Genomic DNA, 12,545 nt, shown 5'->3' with positions numbered 1-12,545 from the left:
CCGCTCATGGAATAGCCACGGCCCCGACGCACGCGCAAATCTCCTGACGTGCGAGTCGACCTGACCTGGCCTTTCCGGGCGCTCTGGGTGGTGCTCCCGGTGGCGGCGGGCCCGGTGCTGGGCGCCGCCCTCGACGACCGGAGCGGCCCGGTGCAACTCGTCGCCTCCGTCGCGCTCTGGCTGGGGTGGGCCGCCGTGCTGGTGGCCTCGCTCGTCCCCAGCACGGTGAGCCTGACCGTGCTGCGGGCGCTGGCGCCGGCCGCCGCCGTCACCACCATGTGGGCGGTCGCGGTGGCCGTCGGCACCGATGCCGACGTCGGTGAGATCGGGTTCTCCGAGGTGGCCGGCCTGGTAGTGAGCGCCGCCGCGGCCGTGGTGGCCATGGCCCCGAGCGTCGGCGACACGTTCGTGGACGGGTCGTCCTACGGCCCGGAGCGGCGCTTCGCCCTCCGGGTCCCGGCGCCGGTGCTGCTCGGGCCGCTCGAGGTCACCTGGGCCCTCCTGCTGGTCGGGGCGCTCGCCGGCCCGCTCCTCCTCGCCGCCGAGCAGTGGGTGGCCGGGGGCGCCGCCCTGATGGTCGGCCTGCCCCTCGGGTTCTGGGCGGTGCGCTCGCTCCACACCCTGAGCCGCCGCTGGCTGGTGTTCGTGCCCGGTGGCGTCGTGATCCACGATCCCCTGACCGTCACCGAGTCGGTGCTCATGCCGAAGGCCAGGATCGCCCGCCTCGGGCCTGCGTCGGCCGACACCGACGCGTACGACCTGACCCAGCGGGCACTCGGCCTCGCCCTCCAGGTCGACCTGAACGACCCGTTGCCGGTGAGCCTGTACCGGCCCCGCGCCGACCGCCCGGAGACCGCCACCGTCGAGCGCCTGCTCTTCACCCCCACCCGGCCGGCGCACGTCCTCGACGCCGCCGAGGAGCGCCACCTCCCCGTCGCCTGACCCGCCCCAACCGTCGTTCTGGTGGCTCGTCGGCAACGCTGGGGGGCTGTCGCGCAATGGGACCAGAACGCATAGCCATGCTCGGACCTGCGCGACGATGCATTCCCACCAGGGGAAACGCTCGGCCGCGCTGGCCGTATGCAGGCGCCGCTGGAAAGATCGACGCTCCCCTGGCGTCGCCAGCGACGCACCAGAAGGTGCGATGGGGCGCCAGGGTCGGCGGCGGGGCGTCAGGCGGCGGGGCGTCAGACGGCGGTGCCGCCGCCGACCACGAGGTCGCCGGCGTAGAGCACCACGCTCTGCCCCGGGGCGATCCGGCGCTGCGGCTGGTCCCACCGGACGGTGGTGCCGTCGAGGACGGCGGGAAGGGCGGCGCCGTGGGCCGAGCACTGCACCGTCACGGGCCCCTCGACGGGCGCCGCCGACCAGGCCAGGTCGCGCAGCTCGAGGTGGTCGGTGAGCAGGTCGGCCCGGTCGCCGACGGTCACGACGGGCTCGGCGCCGTCGCCGGGGGCGTCCACCGCGACCACGTAGCGGGGGCGGGCCCCTCCGGCGAGGCCGAGGCCCTTGCGCTGGCCGATGGTGACGAGCTCGACCGCCGGCGCCTCGCCGACGACCGCACCCGACGTGTCGCGGACGCGGGCCGGCCGCAACGGGATGCGCTCGCCCAGGAATTGGGCGCGCCCGGCCGAAGTGATGAAGCAGACGTCCTGGCTGTCGGGCTTGTCGGCCGTGCGCAGCCCCAGGCGCTCGGCCTCGGCCCGCACCTCGGATTTGTGAAGGCCCCCCACGGGGAAGGCCACCCGGGCCAGCGCGGCGGCGTCGAGCATGTGCAGCACGTAGGACTGGTCCTTCGCCGCGTCGGCGCCGCGGGCGACCCGGCGGTGGCCGTCGGCGTCGACCACCACCCGCGCGTGGTGTCCCGTGGCCACGAGATCGAAGCCGAGGGCCTCGGCGCGCCGGAGGAGCAGGTCGAACTTCAGGTGGCGGTTGCACTCCACGCACGGGTTGGGCGTGCGGCCGGCGGCGTGGTCGGCCACGTAAGGCGCGACCACCTGCGCCTCGAACTCGTCGCTGAAGTTGAACACGTGGTGGGCGATGCCGAGCTGCTGGGCCACCCGGCGGGCGTCGTCCACGTCGGCCACCGAGCAGCAGCCCGTGTCGGAGGCGCCGCCCCAGAGGCGCATGGTCACGCCGACCACGTCGTGGCCGGCGTCGAGCAGCAGGGCGGCGGCCACCGAGGAATCCACTCCTCCGGACATGGCGACGAGCACCTTCCGGCCGGGGCCGCCCTTCCCTGCCCCGCTGAGGGGGTCCCGAGCGGCGATCGGCCCGGTCACGGGAACCGCCGGAGGCGCTCGACCGCGGCGGGCACCGCCGCGAGGGCGAGGGCGACGTCGGCATCGGTGGTGGTGGCACCCAGCGAGAGACGCAACGCCCCGCGGGCCGCTTCCCGGGACACCCCCATCGCCGCGAGCACGGGCGAGGGCTCCATGGCCCCGCTGGCGCACGAGGACGCCGCCGAGGCATAGACGCCGGCCTCCTCGAGCAGGAAGAGCAACGACTCGCTCTCGATGCCCTCGATGCAGACGTGGCAGGCGCCGGCGACCTTGTGCGAGCGGTCGGGCGAGCCGCCGCCGGCCGCGGCCACCCCCGTCTCGACGAGGCCGGGGACGGCGGCGACCAGGCCGTCGGCCAGGCGGTCGCGGAGGGCCGCCACGCGCTCGACGGTGGCCTTGCGCTCCTCCACCGTCACCGCCAGCGCCGCGGCGAGGCCCACGATGCCGGCCACGTTCTGGGTGCCGCTGCGCCGCTCACGCTCCTGACCACCACCCAGCAGCAGCGGCGCCAGGTCGACGCCCTCGCGCACCACGAGCGCGCCCACCCCCTTCGGGCCCCCGAACTTGTGCGCGCTGAGTGCCACGAGGTCGAAGCCGGCGGCCTGCGGGGCGACGTCGATCCATGGCACCGCCTGCACGGCGTCGGTGTGGAGCCGGGCCCCCGGGGCGCGCTCGCGGACGACCGCCGCGACCGCCTCGAGGGGCTCGATGGTGCCGACCTCGTTGTTCACGCCCATCACCGAGACGAGGGCCACCGGCTCGTCGCGGGCGGCGCACGCGTCGAGCTCGGCCTCGAGCGCGGCCACGTCGAGGGCGCCCCGCTCGTCGACCGCGACGGTTCGGCCCCCCACGGCGGCCACGGCCTCGGCCACGGCCGGGTGCTCGACGGCCGAGCAGAAGACCGCACCCGCCCGGCGGGCGTGCACCCCGAGCACGGCCAGGTTGTCGGCCTCGGTCCCGCCACTCGTGAACACGACCTCACCGGGACGGGCCCCGAGCGCCTCGGCCACGACGTCACGGGCCTCGTCGACCAGCTGACGGGCGGCGCGGGCGGCGCGGTGCGACCCCGACGGGTTGGCGTAGCTCGCCTCGAGCACCGCCAGGACGGCATCGTGCGCCTCGGGCCGCAGCGGCGTGCTGGCCGCGTGGTCCAGGTAGGCGACAGGGGCGTCGGGCACCCCGTCAGGCTAGGAGGAAGGGCCTCAGGTGGGTGGGCCTCAGCTGGGTGGGGCGAACCCGCCGTCGTCGGGCCCGGCTGCGGGCGGGGATGGCGGCGGCGTAGGTGGCGTAGGTGGCGCGGTCGGCGGCGGGGCGACCGGGCCCGGGGGCATGCCCGGAGCCGGGGCCGACGGCGGGAGGGGCGCCGGCGCCGCCGCCCGTCCGGCCCCGGTCGGCGGGGCCAGCGAGGGCCCCATCGGGCGGCCCGGAGGAGGAGGTGGCGGGGCGGCCACCGGCCCGCCGTAGGACGGCGCTCGGTCGGGCCAGCCGCCCGGCGGGCCGCCGTGGCGCAGCTGATAGGCGGCCGCCACGCAGACGAGGAACGTCTCGGGGGCGAGGTTGGCCGGCGGGGTGTGGCCCATCCCGGTGGCCACCGGGTTGGCGAGCCGTGCCCCCAACGCCCAGCGCGCCTCGGGGGTGAAGCCCGCCACCCGCAGCAGGTAGGAGCGCAGCACCTCGTACTGCTCGGGGGTCACGGTGGTGACGTCCAGCCCCGCGGCGTAGCCCTCGAGGCCGTAGGGCGGGTAGAAGGCCATGGCCTGTGCGGTGCGGTCGACGGGCGAGCGCTCCCGCAGCACCAGGGTGCCCGCGGCGAGGTCACCGAGGCGCTGGTTGTCGCGGGTCAACAGGATGACGACGGTGGCGATGACGCCGACGGGGATGAGCCAGAAGTCGATGATGCCGAGGGCGCCCCGGATGAGGGCGTGACGGAAGCGGATCGGCGCCCCCTCCGTGGTGACCGTGCGCAGGCCGGCGGCGGCCATGCCCAGGGTGCGCCCGTTCCACAGCGTCTCCATGAGGATCGGGTACCCGAGGAAGATCAGGAAGACCATCACCGTGACGAAGATGATGGCGACCGCCTCCGGGATGGCGAGGTCGGCGGCCGACGCAGCCCCCAGCACGAGGAACACGGCGATGAGCGCCGCGAACTGCACGAGGAAGTCGAGCGAGAACTGCAGCACCCGGGTGGGCACCGACGCGGTCTGGAACTCGAGCAGCACCGCCTCGGGGGTGACGATCCCTCGGATGGGCTGGCTCATCGGCGCCACCGTACCCAGTCGTCCCCACCCGGGGCCGGACCGGCCGACCGGTGGCGGAGACCCGGCTCAGCCGGCGACGGGGCGCACCTCGCGCACCACGATCTCCTGGGCGACCGTCGCGACGTGGAGGCCCTCACCGTCGTAGATCCGCCCCATCGCGAGCCCCCGCCCACCGGTGAGGCCCTGGCCCTGGAAGGCGTGGAGGTGCCACTCGTCGGCGCGGAGGGGACGGTGGAACCAGATGGCGTGGTCGAGCGTGGCGGCCATGAAGCGCTGCCAGTCGTCGTCGGACTCCATGCCCGTGCGGGCCGCGGGGTGGTCGAGGATCGCGGCCGCGGTGGGCATGTCGTCCGAGCAGTAGGTGAGGGCGCAGGCCTGGAGGAGGGGGTCGTCGCCCAGGTCGTCGGTGATGCGCAACCAGGTCAGCGTCGTGCTCGACAGGCCTTCGGGCACCGGCGCCGGCCGCCGGTCGAGCAGGTCACCCCAGCGCTGCGACGCCAGGCCCTCCGGCCCCGCGAGGCCGGCCGGAGGACGGTGCAGCACCACCTCGGCCTCGTCCTCGGCCACCTTGAACGAGGCCGACATCGAGAAGATGGCCCCCGCGGACTGGCGGGCCACGACGTTGCGGGTGACGAACGAACGGCCGTTGCGGGTGCGGTCCACCTCGAAGCGGATGGGCTCGTCCATGACCCCGGGGCGGATGAAGTAGGCGTGCAACGAGTGCACCCGGTACCGGTCCTCGACGGTGGCGGCCGCCGCCCGGAGCCCCTGCGCCGCGACCTGCCCGCCGTACACGCGGGGGAAGGGGACGGGCTCGCTCACCCCGATGAAGGTGTCGGGCCCGTGGGGCTCGAGGGCCATGAGGCCGGCGAAGGTGAGCGGGTCGAGGGCGGGGTCCACGACGAGCGACGGTAGCCAAGCCGGGCGGCCGCCCGTGCGCCATGATGGGCGGGTCGTGGACATCGACCGCTACATCGCCTCGCACGAGCCGTCGTGGATCCGCCTCGGCGAACTGACGGCCAAGGCCCGACGGGGGGTGCGCCGCCTCGACCCCGGCGAGCTCGACGAGCTCGTGATGCTCTACCAGCGCACGTCGACCCATCTGTCCTACGTGCGCACCAACTACGGGAACCCGGCCCTCACCACCCGCCTCACCCGCCTGGTGGCCGGAGCCAGCGGGGTGATCTACGGCAAGCGGGCGAGGACGGTGCGGGCGTTCGCCGAGTTCTTCCGTGTCACCTTCCCGGCCGCGGTGTGGGACGCGCGGCGCTTCGTGGCGGTGAGCTTCCTCCTCACCTTCGTGCCCGCCGCGGCAATGGGGGTCTGGATCGCCAACTCGGATGCCGCCCTCGACGCCACCGCGCCGGCGGCCCTGCGCGAGGCCTACATCAACGAGGACTTCGAGTCGTACTACTCGTCGGCCCCCGCCGGGCAGTTCGCCACCGAGGTCACCGTCAACAACATCCAGGTGTCGATCCTGGCCTTCGCCGCCGGCATCGCCCTGTGCGTGGGCGCGGCCTACATCCTCATGTTCAACGGGGCCAACGTCGGGGTGGCGGCCGGCCTGTTCGCGGCGGCCGGCCAACAACCGAAGTTCTGGGGCCTGATCCTGCCCCACGGCCTGCTCGAGCTCACGGCGGTCGTGATCGCCGGCGCCGCCGGCCTGCGCCTGGGTTGGGCCATCATCGCCCCGGGGGACCGCCGTCGGGCCGAGGCGCTGGCCGACGCGGGTCGCCGGGCGGTCGTCATCGTCATGGGCCTCGTGGCCGCGTTCATCACCGCCGGCGCCATCGAGGGCTTCGTCACCGGGTCCACGCTCCCGACCGCCGTCCGAGTGGGCATCGGGGTCGCCGTCGAGCTCGCCTTCGTCACCTACATCGTGGTGCAGGGCCGCGCCGCCGCGGCGCGGGGCATCACGGGGGTCCTCGGCGAGGTGCCGCGGGGCTGGGAGGACGAGCAGGGCTGGGACCCACCGGCCGACGAGGTGGCCGGCAGCACCGGCAGCACCGGCAGCACCGGCGACGGGGCTCAGAGGCGCCCGGTGGCCTTCACCGCCAGGTAGGTGTCGGCCAGCAGCGGGGCCAGCCGACCGGGCGGCGCGTCGATCACGCGGGCGCCGAGGCCGCGGAGCCGTGCCACCGTGCGCCGACGCTCCTCGAGCGCCTGCACCGCCGCCGCCTTGCGGTAGGCCCCGGAGGCGTCGGTGGGCGTCGCCGCCGCCCACCGGACGACGTCGGGGTCCTGCACCCCGGCCACCACGACGAGGTGGTTGCGCACGATGAGCGGGAGCGCGGGCACGAGCGACTCGCCCACGGCCTGCTCGACGAGGTCGGTGAGGATCACGAGCATGGCCCGGCGTCGGAAGCGCCCGAGGGTCTCCGCGAACGCGCCGGCGTAGTCGCTCTCGGCCAGTTGCGGCTCGAGCTCGTACATGGCCTCGGTCACCCGGGCGAGCTGGGTGCGGCTCTGGGCCGGCCCCACCACGCGCTGGACCTGCCGGTCGAAGGCCACGAGCCCGCAGCGGTCGCCGAGGCGGGTCGCGACCGCGGTCATCATCATCACGGCGTCCATCGCGTGCTCGACGCGGGGCACGTCGTCCACCCGGCCCGCCATCACGCGGCCGTTGTCGAGCAGCAGGATGACGGTCTGGTTCCGCTCGGCCCGGAACGTGCGCACGATCGGCTTGCCGGCGCGGGCGGTGGCGGACCAGTCGATGCGGCGGAACTCGTCGTCGACCGAGTACTCGCGGAGCTGGTCGAACTCGGTGCCGCCGCCGCGCCCCTGCGCGGAGCGCAGCCCGACCTCCAGGATGCGCGCCTTGTTGATGCGCAGCTCGGCCTCGTCGCGCGACCGGAAGGGTGGGAACACCCGCAGGAGGCCAGGGCAGGCGACCCGGCGCTGACGGGCCATCAGCCCGAGGGGGCCCTCGACCCGGAGGGTGACGTGGGCGATGTCGAACCGGCCGCGACGGGCCGGGCGGATCTCGGTGCGGGCCTCGGCTCGGCCCCGGGCGGGCAGGCGGACCCGGATCCGGCGGGTGCCGGCCCGCAGGGACGGAGCGAGGTCGTCGGCCAGCGTGACCCGGAGGCGCCGGCCGAGGGGGTTGGCGAGATGCCACACCACCTCGCCCCGCCCGCCGAGGGCGAGCACCCCCGGCACGTCCCGACGGACCTCGACCCGGTCCGGGCGCGGCGCCAGCAGCCAGTCGGAGAGCGCCGCCAGCAGGAGGAGACCGTCCACCACCAGGAGGCGCCCGTCGACGGGGAGGGCGAGGACGACGAGGGCCGCGACCGCGGCGACGACGGCCAGGCGGCGCGTGGGAACGGGGAGCACGGAGGGTGGCGCCGGCCTCAGCGGGGCGCCGGGACGGCGGCGAGCACGCCATCGAGGACGCCGTCGGCCGTGGCGCCCTCGAGCTCGAGCTCGGGGCGGAGCAGGAGCCGGTGGCGCAGCGCGGGCTTGGCCACGGCCTTGACCTCGTCGGGGGTGACGAACGGGCGGCCCGCCAGCCAGGCCCAGGCCTTGGAGGCGTGCAGCAACGAGGCCGCGCCACGAGGGGAGACGCCGAGGGTGAGCGACGGGGACTCACGGGTGGCCCGGGCCAAGGCGACGATGTACGCCAGCACCGGCGCCTCGACCCGCACGGCCTTGACCTCCTCGCGCGCGGCGAGCAGGTCGGCGGCCGAGGCCACCGCCCGCAGGCCGGTCGACGCGAGGTCGTGGGGGTCGAGGCCCTGGTCGTGGCGGGCCAGCACCAACTGCTCCTGCTGGGCGGTCGGGTAGTCGACCAGCAGCTTGAACAGGAACCGGTCGAGCTGTGCCTCGGGCAGGGGGTAGGTGCCCTCGTACTCGACGGGGTTCTGGGTGGCGATGACGATGAAGGGCTCGGGCAGCGGGCGGCGCTCCCCGTCGACGGTGACCTGGCGCTCCTCCATGGACTCGAGCAGGGCCGCCTGCGTCTTGGGCGGGGTGCGGTTGATCTCGTCGGCGAGGAACAGGTTCGTGAACACGGGGCCCTCACGGAACCGGAACGTGCTCTCGGAGGCCTCGAAGATCACCTGGCCGGTCACGTCGGACGGCATCAGGTCGGGGGTGAACTGGACCCGCTTGAAGTCGAGGTCGAGCGCACCCGCGAGTGCCTTCACCAGCAGGGTCTTGGCCACGCCGGGGACTCCTTCGAGGAGCACGTGGCCGTCGACGAGGAGGGCGGCGATCAGCCCGGAGAGCACGCCTTCCTGGCCCACCACGACCTTGCCGACCTCGTCGCGGACCGCCACGACGGCCGCCCGCGACGGTGACGGGCCGGACGGTCCCCCGGCCGGGGTCTGCGGCGGGGCGCCCGGCGGTGGCGGCACCGGTGGCGGGGACCCGGCCGGCGGTGAAGCCGGGGGCGGGCTGGCGGGGCCGTCAGGTTCCGGAACCATGGAGGAGCTCCTTGCGGATGGTCTCGTGGGTCTGGGCCAGCGTCACGAGGTCGTGGTCGCTGGTGAGGGGAGGGCCGGCGAGCGCGGCGTGGATCGACTCGGCGTCGACGCCGGTGCGCTGGGCGGTGACGCTGGCGACCACCTCGGGGGTCGAGTCGGCCCCGAGGCCGAGGTGGGCGCAGAGGCTGCGACGGAGATCGTCACGGAGCAGGTCGGCGGCGCGTGCCGGGTCGCGTGACTGCTGGAGCAGCTCACCGACCGCCCCCACGAGCTCGGAGCCGGCGATCTGCACCGGCTGGGGCTCTTCGATCGGCGGTCCGAGGCGGCGGGCCCGCCAGAGCGCGTAGACCACGAAGGCGACCACCAGCTGGAAGATGGCGGCCTTCACCCCGGGGGCCACGAGGTCGCCGAGGCCGTCGTCGCCCGATCCGGGGGTCGGGGGCTGGAGGAAGGCGACCCGGGTGCCTGGCTGCGGTGCGAGGAAGGCCGCGGCGAGCACGGCGTTGTCCAGCTCGCCGAGGGCCTCGTTGGTGAACATGCCGGCGCCGCCGACGGCGACGACCGTGCCGTCACCCACGTCGGTGGTGACCACGAAGGCCGCGTCGTCGTCGCCGTAGCAGCGGCCCGACGACCCCTCGACGTCGTACGCGAGGCCCCCGCGGGCATCGATGCGGCCCACGTCGGCGAGCACGTCGATGGTGCACACGCCCGGAGGGGTGCTGGTGGTGACGACACCACCGAGCACGTCGGTGGTGCCCGCCGGGGCGGGCGTGAACGTGGAGGCGGGGTCGGCCACGACGAGGATGCCACCCTCCCCCACCCACTCGAGGAGCTCGTCCTGCTGCGCCTCGTCGGTCTGGTCGGAGAGCAGGAGGACGACGTCGGTGGCGCCGTCGGGCACCTCGGTGGGCGTGTCCACCTCGGCTTCGAGGTCCCCGAGGAGCAGGACGAGGCCCTTGGCCCCGAGGGGGCCGGTGGCGTCCGGGGACAGGGGTTCGCCGTCGCTCGGCGGGCGGCCCGCGACGAGGGCGAGGGCCACGACGGCCACCCCCAGGCCGACCCAGAAGAGGGCGCCGCCGCGCCGGGCCGACGGGCCGCTCCCGGCCCCTCCCGGTGCGGCGCCGATGCCGGCGGTGGCGGTCACGCCGACACCGCCTCGGCCTCGGTCACGACGGGCCCGGCGGGCCCCTCGGAGCGATGCTCGGCCGAGGCGGCCAGCACCGCGGCGGCCAGCGCGCGGAACCGCTCGTTCTCGGCCCGGCCCGTCGGCTGGTCGCCGTACCAGGCGTCCTCGAACAGGTAGGTGGCCTCGGCGAAGTCGGCGGCGGCCTCGGGCAGGCCGGCATCGACCTCGGCCCGGTACTCGCCGGCGGTGCGGCCGGGGACGTCGTCCACCCGACCGTGATCGACCAGTGAGGCCACCAGGGAGCGGAAGCGACACCGCAGCGCCGACTTCCACTCCTGCTCGGCCTCGAGGCGCTCGGCCTCCTCGGCCCACTGGGCGGCGGTGCGGGCCCGCTCGACGCTGACCGCCGCCGCCCGGGCTGGGTCGCGCTGCACCGAGCGGCTGAAGCGGGCGAGGAGCAGCCCGATGGCCACGACCGAGGCGAGCAGCACGATCCAACCGAGCACGGACGCGCCGTCGCCGGTGACGAGGCCCTGCAGCACCCGCCCGATGCGCTCCTCCACCCAGGCCCTCGCCCGCTCGAGGAGGTTGGGCTCGGGCCGCTGGAACTCGGCCCCGTCGAGCACGTCGTCGGCGGCGTCGCGGACCTCGGGCGGGGTCCAGGTGGGCTCGGGCAGGTCGGCGGTGCGGGCTGGGCCCGACACGACGTGGGGCGTGGCGACCGCGCCCACCGCCGCGTTGCCCGACGGGTGGTGCGTGGCGACGGACGCCCACCCCGTGGCGCTCGACCCTGCGGCGCTCAGCCCCGTGCCGCCCGACCCGGTGGCGCCCGACCCCACGGCGCCCGAACCCGCACGCTCGGCGGCGACCGCCGGCGCCGCGGCCGCGTGCGGGAGGGCCACCCCGGTGAGCACGGTGAGCACGGCGGCCACGACGGCCACGACGGCGCCGGCACGGCCGGCGACCCGCACCCCGGGGGCCGACGCCGCGTGGCCGTGCCACCGACGGAAGCCGGCCGGGGCGCTCGGCGGCGCACCACGGGCCGTGCCGCGGCGGTCGGTCACGGGTGGCCCCGCCGGACGGGCGCACGAACTCGGAGGTTGGCGCCTCTCACCGCCGTCACGATCCCGCCAGCATACGGTCACCCGCCCGCCCGGGCGTGGCCCCTCTCCGGCGGCAGCGGGTCCACCCCCTGACCCGCCCCGGACCCTCAGTTCGCGGCGCGCCCATCCGATGGGCACGCCAGCACACCCGAGGAGATCCGGTGACCGTTTCCACCGACCAGCGCCTCACCGCGGGCGGAGGCGCAGGCGCGACCCCTGCGGCCGGCGCCGCTGCCGCATCGCCCCCCGCCTGGCATCCCGACCCGGTCGGCCGCTTCCCCCTGCGGTACTGGGACGGCGCACAATGGACCGCCAACGTGGTGAACGCCGAGCGCCAGGTGGGGATCGACCGGGGGTGGGCCGAGGCGATGGCCGCCGCCGGCGCCCGGTCGGCCCCCTCGTCGTCCGCACCCGTCGGCCAAGGCCCCGCGGCACAAACGACTGCCACCCCCACCCCCTCGGGTGCCTCTGCCCCCACGACGGCGCCGACGCCCGACCCGCGCCCTGCTCCCACGTCCTCCGCTGCGCCGGACGCCCCGGTCCCGCCGGCCGGCGCACCGCTCGGCCTCATTCCGCCCGCCGCGTCTGCCGCACCCGCCGCACCCACGGGCCCGGACGGCCCCATGGCGCCGGCGGGCGCACCGCTCGGCATGACACCGCAGCCGGCGGCGACCGAAGTCGAGCGCACCGGCAAGGCGGTGGTCGACACCCGGTCGGTCGAGGAGCAGCCGGTCGAGCGCTTCGACATCTCCCCCGCGGCGGTGATGGGACCGCGCGCTCCCGTCCACCGGGGGTCCGAGCCCGAGGCCACACCGACGCCGGCCGTGCACCCGGCGGCCGACCATGCCCCCGGCGGGGCTGCGGGCCCCTCCCCGGCCCGCCGATGGGGCCGCTCCCGCGAGTCTGCGGGCGCCGGGACCCCGCCCCAGGCCCCACCACCGGCCGACGGCGCCGACGCCGGGACGAGCGTCCTGACCAGGATCGGCGGCGTCAAGGTGCTGGCCGTCGCCGGCGTCGCCCTCGTCGTGCTCGTGGTGGGACTGGGGCTCGCCTGGGCGTCCGCGGCCCGCTCCTACGACGCTCAGGAGGCGTGGCAGCGGCGGGCCGAGCAGTGGGAGGAGCGGGCGGGCGACCACGCCAACGAGCGGGACGAGGCCATCGCCCGCATCGGCCGGTCCCGGGGCCGCAACCGGGAGCTCAACGAGGAGAACGCGGAGCAGCAGCGCCAGATCGAAGACCTGGCCGCCGACAACGCCGCCCTCACCGACGAGAACCGGCTGCTGAACGACGCGCTCAACTCGCTCGGCTACGAGCTGGCCCCCTGACGTGCGCCCGTCCCGCCGAACGCTCGG

11 protein-coding genes are annotated in these 12,545 nt (G+C 75.8%); 3 read left to right on the top strand and 8 right to left on the bottom strand.

From position 1 onward, the window contains the following. Positions 1-48: 48 nt before the first annotated feature. Positions 49-942 (top strand): hypothetical protein, encoded by an 894-nt coding sequence (locus JNK12_22910; protein MBL8778799.1) that lies wholly within the window; start codon positions 49-51, stop codon positions 940-942. Between the two features lie 245 nt (positions 943-1,187). Here the strand turns inward: JNK12_22910 and mnmA are convergent, their stop codons facing one another. From mnmA to JNK12_22890, 4 genes are all read right to left on the bottom strand, one after another. After that, entirely contained in the window at positions 1,188-2,204 is a 1,017-nt protein-coding gene (mnmA, locus tag JNK12_22905; protein ID MBL8778798.1) for a tRNA 2-thiouridine(34) synthase MnmA, read from the bottom strand. A 74-nt stretch (positions 2,205-2,278) separates the two neighbouring features. Further along, complete coding sequence (locus tag JNK12_22900) at positions 2,279-3,460, bottom strand: cysteine desulfurase (GenBank protein ID MBL8778797.1); 1,182 nt, start codon at positions 3,458-3,460, stop codon at positions 2,279-2,281. A gap of 39 nt (positions 3,461-3,499) precedes the next feature. Continuing rightward, positions 3,500-4,540: an RDD family protein gene (locus tag JNK12_22895; GenBank protein ID MBL8778796.1), complete on the bottom strand. Its 1,041-nt coding sequence runs from the start codon at positions 4,538-4,540 to the stop codon at positions 3,500-3,502. 66 nt (positions 4,541-4,606) lie between these two features. Then, positions 4,607-5,440 (bottom strand): thioesterase family protein, encoded by an 834-nt coding sequence (locus tag JNK12_22890; GenBank protein MBL8778795.1) that lies wholly within the window; start codon positions 5,438-5,440, stop codon positions 4,607-4,609. A 55-nt stretch (positions 5,441-5,495) separates the two neighbouring features. Here JNK12_22890 and JNK12_22885 point away from each other — a divergent pair, with 55 nt between their 5' ends. Further along, on the top strand, positions 5,496-6,602 hold the full coding sequence (locus JNK12_22885; GenBank protein MBL8778794.1) for a stage II sporulation protein M: 1,107 nt from the start codon (positions 5,496-5,498) through the stop codon (positions 6,600-6,602). Here JNK12_22885 and JNK12_22880 read toward each other — a convergent pair. The 4 genes from JNK12_22880 to JNK12_22865 are packed head-to-tail and all read right to left on the bottom strand — an operon-like array spanning position 6,569 to position 11,154. Then, complete coding sequence (locus JNK12_22880; GenBank protein ID MBL8778793.1) at positions 6,569-7,873, bottom strand: DUF58 domain-containing protein; 1,305 nt, start codon at positions 7,871-7,873, stop codon at positions 6,569-6,571. The two genes, JNK12_22885 and JNK12_22880, sit on opposite strands and share 34 nt — an antisense overlap. Positions 7,874-7,890: 17 nt before the next feature. Beyond that, complete coding sequence (locus JNK12_22875) at positions 7,891-8,964, bottom strand: MoxR family ATPase (protein ID MBL8778792.1); 1,074 nt, start codon at positions 8,962-8,964, stop codon at positions 7,891-7,893. Then, complete coding sequence (locus tag JNK12_22870; GenBank protein MBL8778791.1) at positions 8,948-10,108, bottom strand: DUF4350 domain-containing protein; 1,161 nt, start codon at positions 10,106-10,108, stop codon at positions 8,948-8,950. The genes JNK12_22875 and JNK12_22870 overlap by 17 nt, the downstream gene beginning before the upstream one ends. Next, positions 10,105-11,154 (bottom strand): DUF4129 domain-containing protein, encoded by a 1,050-nt coding sequence (locus JNK12_22865; protein ID MBL8778790.1) that lies wholly within the window; start codon positions 11,152-11,154, stop codon positions 10,105-10,107. The genes JNK12_22870 and JNK12_22865 overlap by 4 nt, the downstream gene beginning before the upstream one ends. Before the next feature lie 200 nt (positions 11,155-11,354). On the opposite strand from JNK12_22865, the gene JNK12_22860 reads away from it, so the two are divergent. Continuing rightward, positions 11,355-12,518: a DUF2510 domain-containing protein gene (locus JNK12_22860; protein ID MBL8778789.1), complete on the top strand. Its 1,164-nt coding sequence runs from the start codon at positions 11,355-11,357 to the stop codon at positions 12,516-12,518. Positions 12,519-12,545 lie beyond the last annotated feature (27 nt).

This window comes from Acidimicrobiales bacterium (assembly GCA_016794585.1).
Taxonomy (GTDB): Bacteria; Actinomycetota; Acidimicrobiia; order Acidimicrobiales; family DATDAH01; genus JAEUJM01.
This window is presented reverse-complemented; position numbering and strand designations above follow the sequence as displayed.